18 protein-coding genes and 2 pseudogenes are annotated in these 21,180 nt (G+C 68.4%); 13 read left to right on the top strand and 7 right to left on the bottom strand.

What is annotated here, in order from left to right; translation table 11 throughout:
* Window positions 1-9 precede the first annotated feature (9 nt).
* Genes ABS361_09430 through fdnG form a run of 3 tightly spaced genes read right to left on the bottom strand, consistent with a single transcriptional unit; the run spans window position 10 to window position 4,675 of the window.
* A complete protein-coding gene (locus tag ABS361_09430; protein XBY46407.1) occupies window positions 10-660 on the bottom strand; it encodes a formate dehydrogenase subunit gamma in 651 nt (216 codons plus the stop codon).
* A complete protein-coding gene (fdxH, locus tag ABS361_09425) occupies window positions 657-1,571 on the bottom strand; it encodes a formate dehydrogenase subunit beta (protein ID XBY46406.1) in 915 nt (304 codons plus the stop codon). Before fdxH ends, ABS361_09430 begins: the two co-directional genes overlap by 4 nt.
* 14 nt (window positions 1,572-1,585) lie before the next feature.
* Entirely contained in the window at window positions 1,586-4,675 is a 3,090-nt protein-coding gene (gene fdnG, locus ABS361_09420; protein XBY46405.1) for a formate dehydrogenase-N subunit alpha, read from the bottom strand.
* Window positions 4,676-5,191: 516 nt separating this feature from the next.
* Here fdnG and selD point away from each other — a divergent pair.
* Complete coding sequence (gene selD / locus ABS361_09415; protein XBY46404.1) at window positions 5,192-6,250, top strand: selenide, water dikinase SelD; 1,059 nt, start codon at window positions 5,192-5,194, stop codon at window positions 6,248-6,250.
* Window positions 6,251-6,274: 24 nt separating this feature from the next.
* Window positions 6,275-7,120: a 3-keto-5-aminohexanoate cleavage protein gene (locus ABS361_09410; protein XBY46403.1), complete on the top strand. Its 846-nt coding sequence runs from the start codon at window positions 6,275-6,277 to the stop codon at window positions 7,118-7,120.
* Between the two features lie 8 nt (window positions 7,121-7,128).
* Here ABS361_09410 and ABS361_09405 read toward each other — a convergent pair whose 3' ends face one another.
* From ABS361_09405 to ABS361_09395, 3 genes are all read right to left on the bottom strand, one after another.
* The gene (locus ABS361_09405; protein XBY46402.1) at window positions 7,129-8,355 is read right to left on the bottom strand and encodes a glycoside hydrolase; all 1,227 of its coding nucleotides are present in this window, start codon (window positions 8,353-8,355) and stop codon (window positions 7,129-7,131) included.
* 42 nt (window positions 8,356-8,397) lie between these two features.
* Window positions 8,398-9,681 carry a family 1 glycosylhydrolase gene (locus tag ABS361_09400; GenBank protein ID XBY46401.1) on the bottom strand — a complete coding sequence of 428 codons (1,284 nt, stop codon included), beginning with the start codon at window positions 9,679-9,681 and terminating at the stop codon, window positions 8,398-8,400.
* A 169-nt stretch (window positions 9,682-9,850) separates the two neighbouring features.
* Entirely contained in the window at window positions 9,851-10,300 is a 450-nt protein-coding gene (locus ABS361_09395; protein XBY46400.1) for a response regulator, read from the bottom strand.
* 196 nt (window positions 10,301-10,496) lie between these two features.
* On the opposite strand from ABS361_09395, the gene tam reads away from it, so the two are divergent.
* Both tam and ABS361_09385 read left to right on the top strand, forming a co-directional pair.
* Window positions 10,497-11,282, top strand: coding sequence for a trans-aconitate 2-methyltransferase (tam, locus tag ABS361_09390; GenBank protein ID XBY46399.1), 786 nt, complete (start codon window positions 10,497-10,499; stop codon window positions 11,280-11,282).
* A gap of 54 nt (window positions 11,283-11,336) precedes the next feature.
* The gene (locus tag ABS361_09385; protein ID XBY46398.1) at window positions 11,337-12,125 is read left to right on the top strand and encodes an inositol monophosphatase family protein; all 789 of its coding nucleotides are present in this window, start codon (window positions 11,337-11,339) and stop codon (window positions 12,123-12,125) included.
* 13 nt (window positions 12,126-12,138) lie between these two features.
* Here ABS361_09385 and ABS361_09380 read toward each other — a convergent pair whose 3' ends face one another.
* On the bottom strand, window positions 12,139-13,518 hold the full coding sequence (locus tag ABS361_09380) for a PLP-dependent aminotransferase family protein (protein XBY46397.1): 1,380 nt from the start codon (window positions 13,516-13,518) through the stop codon (window positions 12,139-12,141).
* Between the two features lie 545 nt (window positions 13,519-14,063).
* On the opposite strand from ABS361_09380, the gene ABS361_09375 reads away from it, so the two are divergent.
* From ABS361_09375 to ABS361_09335, 9 genes and pseudogenes are all read left to right on the top strand, one after another.
* A complete protein-coding gene (locus tag ABS361_09375; protein ID XBY46396.1) occupies window positions 14,064-14,546 on the top strand; it encodes an MSMEG_0572/Sll0783 family nitrogen starvation response protein in 483 nt (160 codons plus the stop codon).
* 169 nt (window positions 14,547-14,715) lie between these two features.
* A complete protein-coding gene (locus tag ABS361_09370; protein ID XBY46395.1) occupies window positions 14,716-15,771 on the top strand; it encodes a Nit6803 family nitrilase in 1,056 nt (351 codons plus the stop codon).
* On the top strand, window positions 15,692-16,828 hold the full coding sequence (locus ABS361_09365; protein XBY46394.1) for an MSMEG_0568 family radical SAM protein: 1,137 nt from the start codon (window positions 15,692-15,694) through the stop codon (window positions 16,826-16,828). Before ABS361_09370 ends, ABS361_09365 begins: the two co-directional genes overlap by 80 nt.
* Entirely contained in the window at window positions 16,825-17,364 is a 540-nt protein-coding gene (locus tag ABS361_09360) for an MSMEG_0567/Sll0786 family nitrogen starvation N-acetyltransferase (GenBank protein ID XBY46393.1), read from the top strand. Before ABS361_09365 ends, ABS361_09360 begins: the two co-directional genes overlap by 4 nt.
* Window positions 17,361-18,370: pseudogene (locus ABS361_09355) on the top strand (sll0787 family AIR synthase-like protein). Before ABS361_09360 ends, ABS361_09355 begins: the two are co-directional and overlap by 4 nt.
* Window positions 18,367-18,843: pseudogene (locus ABS361_09350) on the top strand (glycosyltransferase). Before ABS361_09355 ends, ABS361_09350 begins: the two co-directional pseudogenes overlap by 4 nt.
* On the top strand, window positions 18,831-19,577 hold the full coding sequence (locus ABS361_09345) for a glycosyltransferase (GenBank protein XBY46866.1): 747 nt from the start codon (window positions 18,831-18,833) through the stop codon (window positions 19,575-19,577). Before ABS361_09350 ends, ABS361_09345 begins: the two are co-directional and overlap by 13 nt.
* Complete coding sequence (locus tag ABS361_09340; GenBank protein ID XBY46392.1) at window positions 19,570-19,857, top strand: MSMEG_0570 family nitrogen starvation response protein; 288 nt, start codon at window positions 19,570-19,572, stop codon at window positions 19,855-19,857. The genes ABS361_09345 and ABS361_09340 overlap by 8 nt, the downstream gene beginning before the upstream one ends.
* Before the next feature lie 14 nt (window positions 19,858-19,871).
* Window positions 19,872-21,179, top strand: a complete 1,308-nt coding sequence (locus ABS361_09335) for an MSMEG_0569 family flavin-dependent oxidoreductase (protein XBY46391.1) — start codon at window positions 19,872-19,874, stop codon at window positions 21,177-21,179.
* Window position 21,180: the final 1 nt, after the last annotated feature.

Here is a 21,180-nt window from a genome sequence, read left to right as displayed (position 1 = left end):
GGCGGCGGATCACTCCGCCGGCGTGCCGGACCGTTCCTTCTGCGCTTCCTCGCGCAGCCACTTGCGATGGTGCCGCCAGGCCCAGCCGGCCGTCACGATGCCGCGCGTCATGGCCGAGATCGTGCCACGCACCCAGATCGCCGCATAGACGTGTACGATCCAGATCACGATGGCGCCGACGGCGGCGATCGCATGGATGAGCACGGCGATGCGCTTCTGTTCGATCGTGGTGTACTGGTAGAAGTACTGATCCCAGATCACCAGACCGGAGCTGATCAGCACCAGGATCAGGATGCTCATGCCCCAGAAGACGCCCTTCTGGCCGGCATTGTACTTGCCGATCTCGGGAACGCCCTCTTCGTGACCCCGGATCACATCCGGCAGCGCCTTGACCCATTGCGCGTCGTCGGTGGTCGGCAGGTTCAGCTTGAAGAACCGCACGAACAGGCCGAGGAAGCTCACGACCAGCACGACACCGATCCAGGGATGGATCATGCGCGTCACCTGACCGCCCCCGAACAGGGCGGTCAGGAAGAACAGGTCGGGGTGGAACAGGCTGAGGCCCGAGATCGCCAGCAGGATCAGCGAGATCGCTGTGACCCAGTGGTTCGCCCTCGCCGCCGCCGTGTAGCGGCGGACCGTCGGACGGTGCTCGCTCATACCTTGCCCTCCTTGACCTTGGCGCCGTTCTCCTCGTCCTCCTCGGTGACCCGGTTCGCGCCGAGCAGCGTGTGGTGGACGAGGCCGGCGAGTGCGGCGAGACCGATCACGCCGAGACCGGCGTACTTGGTCACGCCCTTCCAGACCTCGACGATGGCCGAGATCTTCGGCTGGTCCGGCAGGCCCGCGTAGAGCGACGGCTGGTCGGCGTGGTGCAGCACGTACATGACATGCGTCCCGCCGACGCCCGGCGGGTCGTAGAGACCGGCCTGGGCGTAGCCGCGCGACTTCAGATCCTTGATGCGGGCATCGGCGAGCGCCTTCATGTCCGTCTTGGAGCCGAAGCTGATCGCCTTGGTCGGGCAGGCCTTGGCACAGGCCGGCCCCTGACCCACGGCCACGCGGTCCACGCAGAGCGTGCACTTGTAGGCCTTGGAATCCGCCTTGGAGATCCGCGGGATATTGAACGGGCAGCCCTTCACGCAGTAGCCGCAGCCGATGCACTTGTCGTGCACGAAGTCCACGATGCCGTTCTGGTACTGGACGATCGCGCCCGGGCTCGGGCAGGCCTTGAGACAGCCCGGATCGGCGCAATGCATGCAGCCGTCCTTGCGGATCAGCCACTCCAGATTGCCGGTCGAGGGGTTGTCCCATTCCGTGAACCGCATGACCGTGAGCGAGTTCTCGGTCAGGTCATGGGGGTTGTCGAGCGAGCCGGTGTTGTGACCCACCGGCTCGACGAGGTCGTTCCATTCCAGACATGCCGCCTGGCAGGCCTTGCAGCCGATGCACTTCGACACGTCGATGAGCTTGGCGACGTCCTTGTCGGACGGCGCCAGCGGGCCCGAGAACCCCTTCGAGGCCGACTGGCGGACCAGGTCGAGGGCGGGGGCGATGGTTGCGGTTGCCATGATCGTCCCCTCCCTCACGCGATCGCCGGGCCGGCGTCGATACGCTCGATATCGACAAGGAACGCCTTGAACTCCGGCGTCTCGATATTGGCGTCACCGACGAAGGGCGAGAGCGAGTTGGTGCCGAAACCGGGCTGGGCGGCGCCCATGAAGCCGTAGTGGATCGGGATGCCGATCACGTGGACGGGCTTGCCGTCGCAGATGAGCGGCTTGATCCGCTTCGTCACCACCGCCTTGGCTTTCATGTAGCCGCGGTTGGAGGTGACCTTCACCCAGTCGCCCTTGGCGATCTTCTTCTCCTTCGCGAGCTCCTCCGAGATCTCCACGATCGACTCCGGCTGGAGCATCGCGTTCACCCGGTTGTGCTTGGTCCAGTAGTGGAAATGCTCGGTCAGCCGATAGGTCGTCGCCGCGTAGGGGAACTTCTCGGACGTCCCGAACTGCGCCATGTCGCCGGCGAAGACGCGCGCCGCCGGGTTGCCCTTGAGCTTGGGGTTCAAGGGGTTGGCGACCGGGCTCTCGAACGGCTCGTAGTGCACCGGGAACGGGCCGTCCTTCATCATGCCGCGAACCCAGAGGCGCGCGACGCCCTCGGGGTTCATGATGAAGGGCATCACCACGCCAGGCTTGGCTCCCGGCGCGATGTCCGGCACGTCGCTGCCGGCCCACTTGGTCCCGTCCCACTCGATCAGCTTGCGGGACGGATCCCAGGCCTTGCCTTCGAGGTTCGCCGAGGCACGATTGTAGAGGATGCGCCGATTGGCCGGCCACGAGAACGCCCATTTCGGGTTGTTGCCCGTGTCGCCCGGATCGGAGTTGTCCCGCCGTGCCATCATGTTGCCGGCCTCGGTGAAGCAGCCGGAATAGATCCAGTTGCCGCAGGCCGTGGTGCCGTCGTCGCGCAACGCCGCGAAGCCGGGGAGCTGCTTGCCCTTTTCGAGCACGACCTTGGTCGGATCGGCGGGATCGGCCAGGGTCTCGACGGCGTAGCCGTTGACTTCCTTGGCCAGTTCCTCCGGCGTCGCCTCGTTCGCGTCCTTGTAGGGCCAGTGCAGGTTCAGGATCGGGTCGGCGAAGGCGCCGCCCTCCTTCTGGTACAGCGTCTTCAGCCGCAGATGGAGCTGCGACATGATCCAGACGTCCGACTTCGCCTCGCCCGGCGCATCGCCGGCCGGCCAGTGCCATTGCAGCAGGCGCGAGGAGTTCGTCAGCGAACCCTCGTCCTCGGCGAAGCAGGTGGTCGGCAGTTCGAAGACTTCGGTCTGGATGTCGGCCGGTTTGGAGACGTTGATCTCGCCGTGGTTCTCGAAGAACCGGGCGGTCTCGGTCTTCAGCGGGTCCATGACGACCAGGAACTTCAGCTTCGACAGCGACGAACGGATCTTCTCCCGGTTCGGGAATGACTGCAGGGGATTGAAGCCCTGGCAGAAGTAGCCGTTCATCTTGCCCTGGCTCATCAGCTCGAAGGCGCGCAGGATGTCGTATCCCGGCACGTCGAGCTTCGGCAGCCAGTCATAGGCGAAGTCGTTCTCCTTGGTCGCAGCCTGGCCCCACATGGACTTCTGGAAGCTTACGAAGAACTTCTTGTAGTTCTGCCAGTAGCTCATCTGGTTCGGCTGCAGCGGCTTGAAGCCGCGTTTGCCGATGTAGGTGGCGAAGTCGGCCTCCGCTTCGGTCGGGATCGTCAGATACCCCGGAAGCAGGTTCGACATCAGGCCGAGGTCGGTCAGACCCTGGATGTTCGAGTGGCCGCGCAGCGCGTTCATGCCGCCACCCCGCATGCCCATGTTGCCCAGGATCAGCTGGATCATGGCCATGCAGCGGATGTTCTGCGACCCCTTCGAGTGCTGGGTCCAGCCGAGCGCGTACATCGACGTCATGACCTTGTCGGGCCGCGACGTCTCGCCGATCATCTGGGCGACCTTCAGGAACTTGTCCTTCGGCGTGCCGCAGACGCGCTCGACGAATTCCGGCGTGTAGACCTTCACGTGCTCCTTGAGCAGGTTCCAGACGCAGCGCGGATGCGTGAGCGTCGGATCGGTCTTGACGAAGCCGTTCTCGTCGAATTCGTGTTCCCAGCTCGACCGGTCGTAGTCGCGCTTCGTTTCGTCATAGCCCGAGAACAGGCCGTCGGCGTAACCGAAACCTTCCTTGACGATGTAACTCGCGTTGGTGAAGGCCTTGGTATACTCCCACTGAACCTTGTCGTTCGCGATCAGATAGTTGATCACGCCGAGCAGGAACGCGATGTCGGTTCCCTGCCGGATCGGGGCATAGAAGTCGGCGACCGACGCCGAGCGCGTGAAGCGCGGATCGACGACGACGAGCTTGGCGCCACGGTTGGCCTTCGCCTCCGTGACCCACTTGAAGCCGCACGGATGCGCTTCGGCGGCGTTGCCGCCCATGATCAGGACGAGATCGGTATTCTTGATGTCCGTCCAGGAGTTGGTCATTGCACCACGGCCAAACGTCGGAGCGAGACTCGCCACCGTCGGGCCGTGTCAGACACGCGCCTGGTTGTCGAACACCAGCATGCCGGCGCTGCGCACCACCTTGTAGGTGAGGAACGCCGTTTCGTTCGTCGTCGCCGAGGCGGCCAGGAAGCCGGTCGTGATCCACCGGTTGACCGTGGTGCCCTTGGCGTTCTTCGCGACGAAGTTCTTGTCGCGATCGTCCTTCATCAGCCGCGCGATGCGGTCGAGCGCGAAGTCCCAGGAAACTTCCTCGAACTTGTCGGTGCCGGGCTTGCGGTAGAGCGGCTTCGTCGTGCGCGTCGGCGCCTTGACGAAGTCGAGCAGAGCCGCGCCCTTCGGGCACAGCGTGCCCTTGTTGGTCGGATGGTCGGGGTCACCCTCGATATGGACGACCTCGCCGCGCTTGCCCTTCGAAGGATCGGCGCCCTTCGAGTACATGATGATGCCGCAGGCGACGGAGCAGTACGGGCAGGTATTGCGGGTCTCGGTGAGCCCGGTGAGCTTGAACGGCCGGATGGATGCCGCGAGGGCCTCCTCCGCGCCGCCGAAGCCGAAGGCTCCAATCGCCGTCCCGGCAATCCCCGCACCGGCCGCTCCGAGGAACTGCCGTCGGGAAATTTCGATCTGCATTTTCGTGAAACTCCATGCAGCTTCTGGGGACCGCTCGGTCGGGTCCATCCGCGGTCCAAGCATGGAACATGCGGCGAGAGAGCCGCTGCGTCAATGCCTGTCCCGCGTCTCTGGCCTGTTGCTTGGCAATATCCGGCACTGGTCGAGCGGTGCTATGAAGTCTCGGCTAAGTTTCTCCACAATGCTGCATCGCACAATGATTTGTGGGGAAATGGCAATTCTGTACAAGAATGAACCGAATTCCTTCCAAAGCGTCGCGGAAGCCGATAAGGTCGAGGAAGCTTCGCCAAATGACGTGATATGGACTGCGATGAGTGAATCGTGTCAGCCGACTGAAAGGTCCGATGTGGCGATGGAATTATGCGTCGACTACTTACGTAATTTCCGGCGGTCGTGCACGGGCGCACCACTTCGGCAGGCCGTCACAACGCGGCGCGGCGCCCGGTTGTCTCGGCCGGTGCATTCTCGAATCCAAACAATTCCAATCTGGGTCAGAACAAGACTTGGGGTGACGCAATGAACACGATCCTGTCGCCTTCCGAATTCCGGCTGACCTCGCTCGCGCACGGCGGCGGCTGCGGCTGCAAGCTCGCGCCCGGCGTCCTGCAGGCGCTGCTCGCCGATCAGCCGAAGGCCGCCCCCTTCGCCTCGCTGCTGGTCGGCACCGAGACCTCGGACGACGCGGCGGTCTGGCAGATCGACGATCAGACCTGCGTGATCGCCACCACGGACTTCTTCATGCCGGTGGTCGACGACCCGACGGACTTCGGCCGAATCGCCGCGACCAACGCGATCTCCGACGTCTATGCCATGGGCGGCCGGCCGATCTTCGCGCTGGCGATCCTCGGCATGCCGCTCGGCAAGCTGCCGGTCGAGATGGTCCGGGATATTCTTGCGGGCGGCGCGGCCGCCTGCGCCGGGGCGGGCATCCCGGTCGCCGGCGGCCATTCGATCGATGCGCCGGAGCCGATCTACGGCCTCGCCGTGATCGGCCTGTGCCACCCCTCGGAGGTCCGCCGCAACAGCATGGCCCGACCGGGCGACCGGCTGATCCTGACCAAGAGCATCGGCATCGGTATCTATTCGGCCGCGCTCAAGAAGGGCGCGCTCGACGGCGACGCCTATGCCGAGATGGTCGCCTCGACGACGCTCCTGAACAAGATCGGCGCCGATCTCGCCAAGAATCCGGCCGTCCATGCCATGACCGACGTGACCGGCTTCGGCATCCTCGGCCACGGGCTCGAGGTCGCGCGCGGCTCGGGCGCCACGGTCGAGATCGAGGCGGGCCGCGTGCCGCTGCTCGCGCGTGCCGAGACATGGGCGAAGGACGGTTTCGTGACCGGCGCCTCCAAGCGCAACTGGGCGAGCTATGGCGCGGATGTCGATCTCGCCGAGGGCATCGAGCCCTGGCGCGTCGACCTCCTCACCGATCCGCAGACTTCGGGCGGCCTGCTGGTCAGCTGCGCGGCCGAGGAGGCCGAAACCATCCTGGCATCGATCCGCGCGGCGGGTTATCCCGCGGCGACGATCATCGGTACGGTGCACGAGGGCGCCGGCCGGATCAGCGTGGTCTGACGAGAGGCCGATAGGAAGCGAGACATGACGAACCCCTGCATCATCTGCGTCGCGATCACCGGCAGCCTGCCCACCAAGGAAAACAATCCCGCGGTGCCGATCACCATCGCCGAGCAGGTCGAGAGCACGCATGAGGCCTTCGAGGCCGGCGCCACGATCGCGCACTGCCACGTGCGCGACGACGCCGGCAAGCCGACCTCCGATCCGGAGCGCTTCGCGCGGCTGAAGGAGGGTATCGAGGCCCATTGCCCCGGCATGATCGTGCAACTGTCGACCGGCGGCCGCTCGGGCGCCGGCAAGGTGCGCGGCGGCATGCTGCCTTTGAGGCCCGACATGGCGTCGCTGACGGTCGGCTCGAACAATTTCCCGACCCGCGTCTATGAGAACCCGCCGGATCTGGTCGATTGGCTCGCGTCCGAGATGCTGAACTACGGCGTGAAGCCGGAAATCGAGGCCTTCGATCTGTCGCACATCGTGCAGGCGTCGCGCATGGCCGCCGACGGGCGGCTGAAGGGGCCGCTCTATGTGCAATTCGTCATGGGCGTGAAGAATGCCATGCCGGCCGACGAGCGCATCTTCGATTTTTACATCGAGACGCTGAACCGGCTGGCGCCCGGCGCGTCCTGGTGCGCGGCCGGGATCGGCGCCGACCAGATCCGGATCAACGAGTGGTGCATCGCCAAGGGCGGCCATACCCGCACGGGCCTTGAGGACAACGTCCGGCTCGATCGCGACCGGCTCGCCCCCTCGAACGCGGCGCTGGTGCGCCGTGCCGTCGAACTCTGCGAGAAATACGAGCGCCCGGTCGCGACCTGGCGCGAGGCCCGCGCGATCCTCGGCCTGCGTGCGCCGGCGAGCGCGGCTGCCTGATCGATCCCTCAGCGTCGGGCGGCCCCAGTCGCCCGGCGCGGCGCATCGATCGCGACCGCTGCTCCGGGCGCGGCACTCAGTTCGGCGCGGGCGGCGGCGGCCGCGACGCCGGCCTCCGCCTCCCGCAGCGCCTTCAGCATCGGCCGATGCACGGTGCGGCCGTCGTGGGGCCGATCCGGAAACACGGGATCCCAGAGGCCCATGGCGGTCCAGATCGCCGGATCGTGCCACTCCGGCATGCCGTGGATCGGGTAGAGGCAGGCGCCGATGAGCGGCACGCCGTCGGCGATGACGCCGGCGCATTCACGGGCCAACTCGCGGATCCAGGCGGCGCGGCGATCGCCGACATGGGCGGTCTCGCTGATCATCACCGCGCCGCCATAGCGATGCCAGACCGAGCGCACCAGATCGCCGAGCCGCACGCGGCGCAGATCATGGTCGCCGAGCGGCGGCACGCGGCCGTCGGCGCCGGGCGCCGCCTGCCACTCCCACTGATTGGTCCAGTAGTAGTTGATGCCGACCACGTCGAGATGATCGCGCGAGCCGCCGAGTTCGGGCAGCAGGCGGCCGGCGAGCATGTCCCAGGACTGGAACACGATCTCGGTGTTGAAGCGCCGGACGGCTGCGAGATCCTCCGGCCGGCCCGGCCGCGCCGCGACATGGCAGAGCGGGTCGGCGTTGACCATCCGCGCGCCCGGCGCGGCGGCCCGGAGCGCGTCGATGCCGCCGATGGCGGCCCGGCACAGCGCCACTTTCAGATCGAAGCCGCGCCCGGTCAGATGCGGCGCGAACAGCGCCTCGTCGCCGCCCGCGAACGCCATGTAGCTCGGCTCGTTGACCGGCGTGAACCATGGGGTGCCGTCGGTCCGGGCCGCGATGTGCCGGCCGACGGCGTAACAATAATCGGCGAAGCGCTTGGGAAACTCCGCACCCAGCAGATCGAGCCCGGCCGGAAAGCCGTAGTGGAACAGATCCCAGATCACGTCGACGTCGTGGCGTCGGGCCGCCGCGATGAACGGATCGAGCGAGGCGAAGTCGTAGCGTCCGCGGCCGAGGTCGACGAGCGGCCAGCGCACGCTCTCGCGTGCCGCCAGCAGTCCGGCGGAGGCGACCTCACGGTAGTCCGCTTCGACCCGCCGCGCGTGCCCGGTCGCCTCGACCTGATCGAACCAATCGCCATGGCGATTGGTGCCGGTCGACCCTTCGAAGCCGGCCAGAAAGAAACTCCGCAGCATGCGATCTCCTCGTGCCTCGTCCTGGTGCCACATCTCGTCGGCTCAGGTCGGGTGTAGACCCGGCGGGCGCAGCGCACCGACCCGGTCGGCCCCGCCCGCGGCGAGCGCGCGGTACGCATCAACGACAGGGGTGTGGTTTCGGTTCAGCTCGGCGTCGAGATCATAGAGCCCCATGCGCGCCAAATGCGCGGCGACGTCGCGGCGGCCCTGTCGCCAGGCCCAGGTCACCAGCGAGAACATCGGCCACCATGTGTAGCCGACCACCGGCACACCCTCGGCGCGGAGCCGCGCGACCGCCTCGACCGAGCGGTCGAGCCAGCCGAGCCGGCGTCGGACCGAGCCGGCCGTAGCGATCTCCGAGATCATCAGCGGCACGCCGAAGTGCTCGTGGTAGGCGCGCGCGACGCCTTCGACGAGGCCGGCTTCGGTATAAGGCATGTGGACGCGCAGGCGGCCGCGCGCGTCGGCGACGAGCCGTTTGCGCGTGAACATCGGATAGAGGTTGAGCCCGATCACCTCCGGCGGTTCCGCCCGCGCAGCGAGCCGTTCCAGCCGTGACGGATCGGCGCCTTGGGCGATCAGCCAGCCGAACAGCGGGTGCCGGTCGTCGACCCGGCCCGCGACGAGGTCGAGCGCCAGGAAGACGAGATCCCGCCGACGCCGGACCTCCGGCTCCAGCGCGGGGTCGTCGGTCTCGTAGAGATCGGTCGCATCGACATGATAGGCGACGATTTCGGGATCGACGGCGCGAAGCGCGGCGACCGTCCGCTGGATCCCCTCGGCAACGGCGAGCATGACCGCGACGAAGCCCTTCCAGCTGCGCCGATAGGGGGGCCACCAGCCGAGGCGGCCGCAATACCAGGCGGTGATGCGCGGCTCGTTGAGCGGCGTGTACCAGTGGATGCGGCCCTTGAATCGATCCGCGAGCCGACCGGCATAATCCGCGACACGAACAGGATAATCCGGATCGAGATAGGCCTCGCTCAGCCAGGGCGGCAGGCCGTAATGGACGAGATCGACCTGCGGCGCGATGCCGAGCGCGAGCAGATGCTCGAGCGTTTCGTCGGCATGACGCCAGTCCCAGCGGGATGGCTCCGGCTGGATGCGATGCCAAGGCACGCCGTAGCGCGCGCAGGTCACGCCGAGATCCGCCATCAGGCTCAGATCGTCGGTCCAGCGACGGTAATGATCGGTCAGTTCGTATTCGTCGAGCGTGCGGCCGGTCGTCGGATGCGGGGCGGTGATGAACGTATCCTCGATGCCGGTCGACCACCAGAAACTGTCCGGCCGGGTCAGCTCTCCGAGCCGGGAGCGGGGAGGGAGCATCGCCATCGGTGTCGACCCGCACAATGTCGGAGGCAGTCGGTCCCGCACGGTTTGCGCGGTGCTTGGGGCACAGCGCAACGTGTCGGGCCCGTCGCGCGAAACGACGGGACTCGTTCGGCCAACTCTTCCGATGCAGCGAAGTTCCCGCCCGGCGCCGACGACCGGAACCTCAGGACTTGCGCTCGATCAGCCCGGCGAGCTTCCAGACCGCCGCCTTCAGGCCCATCGGTCCGGCCGGCTTGAGAAGCCAGGGCGCGCCCTCGATCGCCTCGGGCATGGCGCCGCGCGGCCTCAGCGCGGAATAGATCAGGATCGGTACGCCACGCTCGCGCAACAGCGCGGCCGGCTGCAGGCAGTCGCCGTCGGCCAGACGGTAGTCGAGGATGGCGATATGCGGGGTCCCGGTCGTCAGCCAGTCCATCGCGTCCGCCGCTCGCGCAAAACTGCCGATGCAGCGATAGCCGACCTCCTCGAGGTCGTTCTGGATCACCTCGGCGACCAGAGCCTCGTCTTCCAGGATGATGCAGGTCGTCGGCTCGTCACGGCGAACGGAACCCATGCCGTCGGTCGTGCCGTCGTTCTGCGGCGCGCCCGCTCCGTGTTCCATCAACTCGCTCATCACACTCGACCTTTTCATTCTTGAAGAAGATCAACGCGCAGTGGTGTCAATTGTTTCCATTTCGGAAAATAATGTCCGATCCGGTTCGAGCGCCGCCCGGAATGCGTGCCAAGTCTGCCGGTGTCGCGCTTGTTCCTGTCGGGCTTCGGGTGCAGTGTCCGCGCGGCTTGAGGGCGCGATCTTCGGAGTTCGGCAGATGACGTTGACCGCAGACTGGAATGCCGCGCGCTATCTCGCCTTTGAGGACGAGCGGACGCGGCCGTCCGTCGATCTGCTCGCCCGGGTCGCGACCGCCGATCCGCGCGCCTGCATCGATCTCGGCTGCGGCCCCGGCAACAGCACGGAACTGCTGGTCGCGCGCTATCCCGACGCGGCCGTCGAGGGGCTCGACAGTTCGCCCGACATGATCGAGAAGGCGCGCAAGCGCTTGGGCAACGTCGCTTTTTCGCTCGGCGACGTCGCGACCTGGGCGCCGGAGCGGCCCTATGACGTGATCTTCGCCAACGCGGTGCTGCAATGGCTGCCGGATCACGCCACGCTGCTGCCGCGCCTTGCGCGCGCGCTCGCGCCCGGCGGATCACTGGCGGTGCAGATGCCGGACAATCTCGACGAGCCCTCGCACGCCGCCATGCGCGACGTGGCGCGCGGCGGCCCCTGGGCGGCCAAGCTCGCGCAGGCCGATGCGGCGCGCTCCGAGATCGCATCCGTCGACGATTACTACCACTGGCTTCGCGCGGCCGGCTGCACGGTCGACATCTGGCGCACGACCTATATCCACGTCCTCGCCGGCCCGCGCGCGATCGTCGACTGGTTCCTGAGCACCGGCCTCAAGCCCTATGTCGACCCCTTGTCGGGACCGGAGCGCGAGGCCTATCTCGCAGCCTACGAGGCGCGGATCGCCGAGGCCTATCCGGCGCAGCCGGACGGCACGGTGCTGTTGCGCTTCCCGCGCCTGTTCGTGGTCGCCCGCCGGTCGGCCTGAGCCTCCCGGTATCGCCCGCCGTCACCCGTCTTCATCCCGATCAGGAGAATGCCGTTGTCGTCCGAGCCCAACGATCCGATCGCCGTCCGTCTGCGTGCCGCCGAGCGCATCGCGCGCGAGGCCGGCGAAGTCGCCATGGCCTTCTTCGAGGCACGCGCGACGCTCGAGATCGCCGAGAAGGGCAGCCAGGATCGCGTCTCCGAGGCCGACCGCCGCGTCGAGCGGCTGATCCGCGACGCGGTCGCGGCCGCCTTCCCGGACGATGCCTTCATGGGCGAGGAATACGGCGTCGCCGCCGGCCAGTCTCCCTATCTATGGGTCGTCGATCCGATCGACGGCACGAGCCCGTTCCTCGCCGGTCTCGCCGACTGGTGCATCTCGATCGCGGTGGCGGTCGACGGCGAACCGGTGCTCGGCGTCATTCACGCGCCGCGCCATGGCGAGACCTTCGTCGCTGCACGCGGTCGCGGCGGTTCGGTCAACGGCCGGCCGCTCGGCATGGACGTCGGCCGGGGCCTCGGCGGCGGCATGTTCGCCTTCGGCGGCAGCCTGCGCTGCGACGCGGCCGCGACCGGCGGTCTCGTGACGCGGCTGATGCAGAACGGCGGCGTCGCCTATCACAACGGCTCGGGCGCGATGATGCTCGCCTATGTCGCCGACGGCCGGCTCGTCGGCTACTACGACGAGAAGATCAACGCCTGGGACTGTTTCGCCGGCATGGTGCTGGTCGCGGAGGCCGGCGGCACCGTGCGTTTCGGCGGGCCGGACCGCCTGGAGAAGGGCGGCGCGCTGCTCGCCGGCACGCCGCCGGCCTTCGCCGCCGCCGAGGCGCTGGTCGGCTGAGACCGCTTCTCGCTCAGAGGAACGACGACGCCATCGCCGGCGATTCCGTCAGTGCGTGCGCCATGTATTCGAGCGAGTGCTCGAGCGTGGCGCGCGAGATCGGCCCGCCGAGACAGACGCGCACCGCCTCGATCGGCGTACCCTCGACCGTGAAGGCGTCGCTCGCCACGACGCCGAGGCCGGTCGCGCGCATGTGGCCGACGAAATGCGACCGCGTCCAGGGTTCGGGCAGCGGCACCCACAGACAGAAGCTGAGCGGATCGGCGCGAAAACTGCCCGGCGGCAGGATGCGCGCCGCGAGCGCCTGCCGTTCGACCGTCTCCTGACGGATGAAGCGCAGGATCGCATCCGCCGTACCGTCCTCGATCCAGCGCGTTGCGAGTGCTGCGGTCAGCGGCGAGGCCATGACGCTCGCCGCCCGCATCGCGGCGACGAACGGCCAGCCCGCCTTGGCGTTCGGCACCACCGTATAGGCCGCGCGCAGGCCGGCGCCGATGCATTTGGCGAGCCCGGCGACGTGCCAGGTGATGTCGGGCGCGATCGCGGCGAACGGCGCCGGCCCATGCGCGGGGATGAAGCCATAGGCGTCGTCCTCGACGATGGGCACGCCGTAGCGCCGCGCGATCGCGGCGATCTCGGTGCGCCGCTTTTCAGGGACTGTCAGCGTGGTCGGGTTCTGCAGCGTCGGATTGAGATAGAGCGCCTTCGGCTGATGGCGCCGGCAGGCCTCGGCGAAGGCGGCCGGCTCGATGCCGTCGGCGTCCATCGGCAGGCCGACGAGCCGCAGGCCGAGCTGCGCGGTGATCGACCGGGCGCCCGGATAGGTGATCGCCTCGGCGAGCACGACATCGCCGGGCTTGGCGAGCACCGAGAAGATGCCGAGCAGCGCCGGATGCGCGCCCGGCGTCACGAAGATGCGCTCCTGCGCCGGCACGAGCGCACGCCGCCCGAGCCAGTTGGCGGCGGCATCCTTGTCGGCCTCGTTGCCGCCAAAACCCTGGTAGCGCAGCAACGAGACGAGATCCTGCCCGACCGCCTCCAACCCGCCGCGCATGCGCTCGATCAGCGCCGGATCATCCGGCTCCGGCGGCAGGTTCATCGAATGGTCGACCGGCGAGGGCCTGCCGCTCGGCCGCGCGGCGGGCGCCCGCGTGCCGCGCACGAACGTGCCCTGGCCGACATGGCTGTCGATCAGCCCGCGCTTCTGCGCCTCGGTATAGCCGCGGGCCACCGTGGTGAAGTCGATGCCGAGCCGGACGGCCAGCGCGCGCTGCGGCGGCAGCCGGTCGCCGACCGCGAGCCGCCCGGCCCGGACGTCGTCCTGGATCGCCTCGGCGATGGCGAGATAGCGGGGCAGCGGGCTTGCGGCGATATCGGGGATCCAATCGGGCATCGGTGTTTGTCTGGTCGGCTCGTCGGAGGGGCAGCGCCGCGGCCAGCGCTTGGGATGGGGCAGGGCGGTCGATCCGGGCACAGCAGTCGCCTGCGCGGCCGGCCTTGTCGAAATTGACTGTATCTTGTTGCAAGCCCCTCTGTCACGTCCTGCGCGAGCGTGGCCGTTTCGCGCGCAATGCATGGGTGGCACGGAGATTGAAACACTGGGTATGGACGCGGTGTTTGATTGTATGGATTGTGACTGGATCGGTCGGCGTCAAGGGCTTCAAATGTCTGCCGATAGGATCGCGAACCATCGGCTTTGGGCTTTGATAAAGGCCCGAAACTAGGCATTTGGACCTAGGCAATTGCCCTTATCCTGGGCAAAAGGGTCTGATGAAATTGAGTGTATAATTGAATGCATATTGATGTGAGTCATTGATTCATAAGGCGAGCATTCAATTGGCACGTCGATTGCTCTCGTAGAGGACGTGATCCCGCCGGATCGACGGGCGCCGCCCGGGCCCGATCCGGCGTTCCCATTCCGATTGAGAGAGGTGGTCCATGCCTGCTGTCACCAAGCCCGCGAACCAGAAGGGCGATTTCCTCGTCGACTACGAGAGCAAGGTGTTCGAGGACGTGAAGGCGCAACCGGGCGAGAAGGCGCTGGTGACCTTCCACACCGTCGCCTTCGAGGGCTCGATCGGCCTCGTCAACCTGCTGCAGGCCTCGCGCCTGATCCAGAAGGGTTTCGAGACCTCGGTGCTGCTCTACGGTCCGGGCGTGACGCTCGGTGTCCAGCGCGGCTTCCCCAAGCTCGGCGACGAGGCCTTCCCCGGCCACCTGAACTTCAACAACCGCATCGAGAAGATCCTCGCCGACGGCGGCAAGGTCTACGCCTGCCGCTTCGCGCTCCAGGCGCTCTACGGTCACGGCGAGGGCGCGCTGATCCCTGGCATCACCCCGATCAGCCCGCTCGACGTGATGGACATCATCCTCCTGCACCGCCGGGACAACGCCTTCATCCTCGACACCTGGACCCTCTGAGCGAGGCCAGGGCGGGCGCCGCCGGCGTCCGCCGATGATGAGACCGGGCAGGCCGCGAGGGATCGATACCCCCGGCGCGGCCTGCCCCGGTCCCGCGCCCTCGGTCCGGGACCGCGCCGAAAGCCGGCGCTCCCGGACATCGCTCGAAGCACGCTCAAGAGGTCGCCCCATGGCCGAACCGACCCGACCGACCATCGTCCGCGCCGCCGCCGCGCAGATCGCGCCAGATCTCGTCTCCCGCGAGGGCACGATCGAGAAGGTACTCGCCGCGATCGACGAGGCCGCCGCCAAGGGCGTGAAGATCCTCGTGTTTCCCGAGACCTTCGTGCCCTGGTATCCGTATTTTTCGTTCATCCTGCCGCCGGTCCTGACCGGCAAGGAGCACCTGCGGCTCTATGAGAATGCCGTCGTGGTGCCAAGCCCGGCGACCGACGCGGTCGCCGCGAGCGCGCGCCGGCACGGCATGGTGATCGTCCTCGGCGTCAACGAGCGCGACCACGGCTCGCTCTACAACGCCCAACTGATCTTCGATGCCGACGGCTTGCTGAAACTCAAGCGCCGCAAGATCACGCCGACCTTCCATGAGCGAATGATCTGGGGCCAGGGCGACGGCGCCGGCCTCAAGGTGGTCGATACCGCGGTCGGTCGGGTCGGCGCGCTCGCCTGCTGGGAGCACTACAACCCGCTCGCCCGCTACGCCCTGATGGCGCAGCACGAGGAGATCCACGTCGCGCAGTTTCCAGGCTCGCTGGTCGGTCCGATCTTCGCCGACCAGATCGAGGTGACGATCCGCCACCATGCACTCGAATCCGGCTGCTTCGTCATCAATGCCACCGGCTGGCTGACCGAGGAGCAGATCGCCTCGATCTCGCCCGAGCCGGCGCTGCGCCGCGCCGTCTCCGGCGGCTGCATGACCGCGATCGTCAGCCCCGAGGGCGCCCACGTCGTGCCGCCGCTGACGAGCGGCGAGGGCCTGCTCGTCGCGGATCTGGACCTCGGCCTGATCACCAAGCGCAAGCGCATGATGGACAGCGTCGGCCATTACGCCCGCCCTGAACTGCTCAGCCTCAATCTCGATGCCCGCCCGGCCGTGCCCCTGCATGGGGGCCGGCCCGAGACCGTCTTCTCCAGCGCGAGTGAGCCCCATGGAACAGACGAAGCCCCTGCCGATGCCGACCGCGGAACTGATCAACGCGTTGCAGTCTTCGGGCGTCCGGCTCGTTGATCCGAAGGCCGGCCACGAAAGCCGACGCGGCGGCGCCGGTCCGTCCGACCACAAGGCGATCACCATCGACGGTATGACGGTCATGGTGCCGGTCCACACCGCGCCGGCCTTCGAGAGCCCGTATCTGGTCGAGAAGCCCGACGCCTTCGGCCGCAGCCGTCTGCTGATCGACGGTCTGCCGATCGCGGAGGTGAGCTTCCCCGGCACGCCGCGCTTCTATGCCCGGCAGACCGCCGACGGCGTGCCTTACTCGAAGATCGCCGTCCTGCACGGCCGCGACGTGTTGGCGACGACCGTGCTGCAGACCTGTGTGCGCTATCAGAGCCGCACCAAGACCTGCCAGTTCTGCGCCATCGGCCAGTCGCTCGCCGCCGGCCGGACGATCGAGCGCAAGACGCCCGAACAACTGGCCGAGGTCGCCAAGGCCGCCGTCGAACTCGACGGGGTGCGGCACATGGTGATGACCACCGGCACGCCGCCGGGCCACGATCGCGGCGCCGCCATCCTCGAGGAGAGCGTGCGGGCGGTGAAGGCCGCCGTCGATCTGCCCATCCAGGTCCAATGCGAGCCGCCGGACGATTTCGGCTGGTTCCGCCGCCTGAAGGACGCCGGCGCCGACGCGCTAGGCATGCATCTCGAAGCGGTCACCGAGCCCGTGCGCCAGCGCATCATGCCGGGCAAGGCGCAGGTCGGCGTCGAGACCTATTTTGACGCCTTCGCCGCCGCCGTGCTGGTGTTCGGGCGGGGCCAAGTCTCGACCTACATTCTCGCCGGCCTCGGCGACAGCGTCGAAGACATCCTCGCCGTGTCGCGCCGGCTGACCGATCTCGGCGTCTATCCCTTCGTCGTGCCCTTCGTACCGATCTCCGGCACGCCGCTCGAAAGCCACCCGACGCCGTCGCCGGCTTTCATGCATGCGATCCTCGAGCCGCTGTCGGCCATGCTGGTTGCGAGCGGCCTGAAGGCGATCGACGCCAAGGCCGGATGCGCCAAATGCGGCGCCTGTTCGGCGCTGTCGACCTACGAGCGTGGCCGCCAGGCGGGGGGCTGCGCATGATCTTCGAACCCGTCGCCCCTTTCGTCGCGGCCGAATACCAGGTCAAGTTCGCGACCACGCCCTGGGAGCGCGCCGGCGCGGCGCGGCTCCGGCGCGAGGTGTTCTGCGTCGAACAGGGCCTGTTCGACACCCATGATCGCGACGCGATCGATGAGGTCGCGATCCCGATCGTTGCGATCTCCATGCTCGGCGTCGCCGCCGATGCGGTGGTCGGTACGGTGCGTATCCATGAGGCGGAGCCCGGCCTCTGGTGGGGCTCGCGGCTCGCGGTCGCGCCGGAGTTTCGGAAAGTGGGCCACCTCGGCGCGGCGCTGATCCGACTGGCGGTCTCCTCCGCCCACGCGCGCGGCTGCACGCGCTTCCTCGCCCATGTGCAGGCGCAGAACGCGTTGCTGTTCCGCCGTCTGCACTGGCAGACGCTCGACATCGTCGAGCTGCACGGCCGACCGCATCACCTGATGCAAGCCGACCTCGCGCACTATCCGCCATTCGAGGCCGCCGAGACCGGCTTCCGGACCTGGAGGAAGGCGGCATGACGCAAGCCCCGCCCGTCCTCGCCGATCTCGCCGCCGCGCTCCGCGCCGCCCGTGGCCTCGCCGCCAAGGCCGATATCGGCCGGGTCGCGCGCCGGCTCGGGCTCGCGGGCCGAGACACGGTGCCGGTCGGCGACGATTGCGCGGCGATCCCCATGGCGACGGCTACAGCCTGTTCGCCATCGAAGGCTTCATGAACGAGTTCGTCGCCGGCGATCCGTGGTTCGCCGGCTGGTGCGGGGTGATGGTCAACATCTCCGACGTCGCCGCGATGGGCGGTCGGCCCGTCGCGGTGGTCGATGCGCTGTGGGCGGCCGGCGAGGCGGCGGCCGAGCCGGTGCTCGCCGGCATGCGGGCAGCCGCGGATGCCTTCGGCGTGCCCATCGTCGGCGGTCATTCCAACCTCGCGACCGGCCAATCGCAGCTCGCGGTCGCGATCCTCGGCAAGGCCAAGGCGCTGCTGACCAGCTTCGACGCGCGCCCCGGCGACCGGCTCGTCATGGCGGTCGACCTGCGCGGCCGCTATCGCGAGCCGTTCTCCAACTGGGAGGCCGCGACGACCGCTCCGCCCGCACGCCTGCGCGGCGACCTCGAACTCCTGCCGCTGATCGCCGAGACGGGTCTCGCCATGGCCGCCAAGGACATCAGCCAGGCCGGCATCGTCGGCACCGCCGCGATGCTGGCGGAATGCTCGGGCGTCGGCGTGACCATCGATATCGAAGCCGTGCCGGCCCCGCCCGGCGTGCCGCTCGCGCGCTGGTTCCAGAGTTTCCCGAGCTACGGCTATCTGATCGCGGTCCGGCCGGAGACCGTCGGCGCGGTGCTGGCGCTGTTCGCCGGCCGAGACATCGCCGCCGCGGATATCGGTGCGATCGAACCCGGCCACGAGGTCGCGATCCGGCAGGGCACGGCGCGCGAAGTCATCGTCGATCTCGGCCGTACGGAACTGCTCGGCTGCGCGCCGCCCGGCTTCGCGGCTGTCGAACCTCTGTCGGAGGCTACGCCATGAGCCGCCGCTTCCGCCTGCGTATCGCGCTCTTGACCCACTCGACCAACCCGCGCGGCGGCGTGGTCCATGCGCTGCAACTCGGCGAGGCGCTGACGGCGCTCGGGCACCGCGTCGTCGTCCACGCGCCGGGCGTCGCCGGGCGTGGCTTCTTCCGCGACACGGCCTCGGAGACCGTCGTCGTGCGAGGGAGCGCCGCCACGGGCTCGCTCGCCGATGTGGTCGAGACGCGGATCGAGGACTTCGTCCGCCACTTCGAACCGGCGCACGCCCGCGACTTCGACGTCTGGCACACCGGCGACGGCATCGGCGGCAATGCGCTGGCGCGGCTGAAGGCGAGGGGCCTGATCCCCGGCTTCGCCCGCACCGTGCACCATCTCGACGATTTCGACGACCCGCGCCTGATGGCCCTGCAACGCCGCTCGGTCGAGGCCGCGGACGAACTCTTCGTCGTCAGCCGGCACTGGCAGGCGCGTCTCCGCGCGGATTTCGACCGCGCGACGACCGTGGTCGGCAACGGTGTCGATCTCTCCCGATTCAGCCCGCAGCCCGATGCGGCGGACGTCACGCTCGCCGAGCGCCTCGGCCCCGGCGCGGTCCCGTCTTCGTGTCGCTCGGCGGCATCGAGCCGCGCAAGAACAGTGCGCGCGCGCTCGAAGCGTTCCGGCTGTTCCGGGCCGAGCACCCCGGGGCACGCTGGATCATCGCGGGCGGCGCCTCCGTGCTCGATCACGGCGCCTATCGCGCTGCCTTCGATGCCGCACGCGCGGCGAGCGGGCTTCCCGAGGATGCCGTCACCATCCTCGGCCCGCTGCCGGATCCCGAGGTCGCCGCGCTCTACCGCGCCGCCGACGCGCTCTTGTTTCCCTCGATCGCGGAGGGCTTCGGCCTCGCGGTGATCGAGGCGATGGCCTGCGGCACGCCGGTGATCGCGTCGCGCATCGCGCCCTTCACCGAATATCTCGGTCCGGCGGACGCCGCGTGGTGCGAACCGGCCGATCCGCATTCGATCGCGGCCGCCATGGCCGCGAGCCTCGCGCCGGGGCGGCGCCGCGCCCTGATCGTCGCCGGCTTCGCGGTCGCTGCCCGCCACGCGTGGGCGGCCGTCGCCGAAGCCCATCTGCCCGCCTACGCCCGGCTGTCCGCCACGGTCGGATCGGCCGCCCCGGCGCCGGCCGCCACTCGATCGACGGAGTTCGCCCTTGCCTGAGATGCGCTTCCACGTCCGCTGGCCGGATGGCAGCACCGAGAGCTGCTACTCGCCCTCCCTGGTCGTCAAGGACCACCTCGCCGTCGGCGAGACCTACGCGCTCGACGATTTCCTCGGTCGCGCCTCGACGGCGCTCCACACGGCGAGCGAACGGGTCAAGGCGCGCTACGGCCACGCCTGCTCGCTCGCGCTCGGCCAGCTCGCCCGCATCGAGGCAGCCGCCGAACGCTTCCGCGCCACACCCGACGCCCGTGTCGGCGTCGTCCGCTTCGAAGAATGACGAGGATCGCGCCCATGTCGTCTGCCCAGACCTCGGCCCTCAAGACCGCCACGGCCAACAGGACCGCCCCCGAGCACGTCTCCGTCGCCGTGATCGGCGGTGGGCAAGCCGGTCTGTCGATCAGCCATTTCCTCAAGACGCGCGGCATCGATCATGTCGTGTTCGAGAAGGAGACGGCCATGCACGCCTGGCGCACGCAGCGCTGGGACAATTTCTGCCTCGTGACGCCGAACTGGCAGTGCCAGTTGCCGGGGCATCCTTACGACGGCCCGGATCCGCACGGCTTCATGAAGCGCGACGAGATCGTCGCCTATCTCGATGCTTTCCGCGCCAAGGTCGCACCGCCGATTCTCGAGGGGGTCGCGGTGTTGCGCGTCACCCCGCGCGAGGACGGCGCCTTCGTCGTCGCGACCACAGTCGGCACCACCATCGCCGATCAGGTCGTCGTGACCTCCGGCGGCTATCACCAGCCGATCATCCCGCGCCTCGCCGAGCGGCTGCCGGGCCATGTCGCGCAGCTCCATTCCGAGCAGTACCGCAATCCGCAGGCGCTGCCGGACGGCGCCGTGCTGGTGGTCGGCTCGGGCCAGTCCGGGGCGCAGATCGCCGAGGATCTGCATCTCGCCGGCCGCGAGGTGCATCTGGCGGTCGGCGATGCGCCGCGCTGCGCACGCTTCTACCGGGGCCGCGACGTCGTCGCCTGGCTGCACGACATGGGCTACTACGACATGCCGGTCGAGAAGCATCCCCTGCGCGAGGGGGTGCGCGACAACACCAACCACTATGTCACCGGCCGCGACGGCGGCCGCGATATCGACCTGCGCCGCTTCGCGCTCGAGGGCATGCGCCTCTACGGGCTGCTCGACGGCGCCGACGGCGCGGTATTGCGCTTCAAGGACACGTTGACGGCGGCGCTCGACGAGGCCGACCGCGTCTACAACGGCATCAACGCCGCCATCGACAAGTGGATCGCCGAACAGGGCATCGAGGCCCCGCCGGCCTCGGTCTACACGCCGGTCTGGCAGCCGGATGCGCCGTCGCCGACGCTCGATCTCGACGCGGCCGGCATCGGCTCGATCATCTGGTGCATCGGCTTCCGGCCGGATTTCTCCTGGCTCGACGCGCCGGTCTTCAACGGCGCCGGCCATCCGAAGCACCATCGCGGCGTCACCGGCACGCCGGGCGTCTATTTCCTCGGCCTGCCGTGGCTGCACACCTGGGGCTCGGGCCGCTTCTCCGGCGTCGCCCGCGACGCGGCCCACATCGCCGATCGTATCGTCGAGCGCATGCAGGCGGCGACCAACCTCTCGGCGGCGGAGTGAG

The organism is Ancalomicrobiaceae bacterium S20 (assembly GCA_040269895.1).
Lineage (GTDB): Bacteria > Pseudomonadota > Alphaproteobacteria > Rhizobiales > Ancalomicrobiaceae > Methyloraptor > Methyloraptor flagellatus.
Note: the sequence above shows the minus strand (reverse complement) of the source record. Positions and strands in the feature narration are given on the sequence as shown.

Excerpts from the sequence above, each read along its gene's own strand:
- ABS361_09430 (XBY46407.1), bottom strand. The coding sequence starts at position 660 with ATGAGCGAGCACCGTCCGACGGTCCGCCGCTACACGGCGGCGGCGAGG.
- fdxH (XBY46406.1), bottom strand. The coding sequence starts at position 1,571 with ATGGCAACCGCAACCATCGCCCCCGCCCTCGACCTGGTCCGCCAGTCG.
- selD (XBY46404.1), top strand. The coding sequence starts at position 5,192 with ATGAACACGATCCTGTCGCCTTCCGAATTCCGGCTGACCTCGCTCGCG.
- ABS361_09410 (XBY46403.1), top strand. The coding sequence starts at position 6,275 with ATGACGAACCCCTGCATCATCTGCGTCGCGATCACCGGCAGCCTGCCC.
- ABS361_09405 (XBY46402.1), bottom strand. The coding sequence starts at position 8,355 with ATGCTGCGGAGTTTCTTTCTGGCCGGCTTCGAAGGGTCGACCGGCACC.
- ABS361_09400 (XBY46401.1), bottom strand. The coding sequence starts at position 9,681 with ATGCTCCCTCCCCGCTCCCGGCTCGGAGAGCTGACCCGGCCGGACAGT.
- ABS361_09395 (XBY46400.1), bottom strand. The coding sequence starts at position 10,300 with ATGAGCGAGTTGATGGAACACGGAGCGGGCGCGCCGCAGAACGACGGC.
- tam (XBY46399.1), top strand. The coding sequence starts at position 10,497 with ATGACGTTGACCGCAGACTGGAATGCCGCGCGCTATCTCGCCTTTGAG.
- ABS361_09380 (XBY46397.1), bottom strand. The coding sequence starts at position 13,518 with ATGCCCGATTGGATCCCCGATATCGCCGCAAGCCCGCTGCCCCGCTAT.
- ABS361_09375 (XBY46396.1), top strand. The coding sequence starts at position 14,064 with ATGCCTGCTGTCACCAAGCCCGCGAACCAGAAGGGCGATTTCCTCGTC.
- ABS361_09370 (XBY46395.1), top strand. The coding sequence starts at position 14,716 with ATGGCCGAACCGACCCGACCGACCATCGTCCGCGCCGCCGCCGCGCAG.
- ABS361_09365 (XBY46394.1), top strand. The coding sequence starts at position 15,692 with ATGGAACAGACGAAGCCCCTGCCGATGCCGACCGCGGAACTGATCAAC.
- ABS361_09360 (XBY46393.1), top strand. The coding sequence starts at position 16,825 with ATGATCTTCGAACCCGTCGCCCCTTTCGTCGCGGCCGAATACCAGGTC.
- ABS361_09335 (XBY46391.1), top strand. The coding sequence starts at position 19,872 with ATGTCGTCTGCCCAGACCTCGGCCCTCAAGACCGCCACGGCCAACAGG.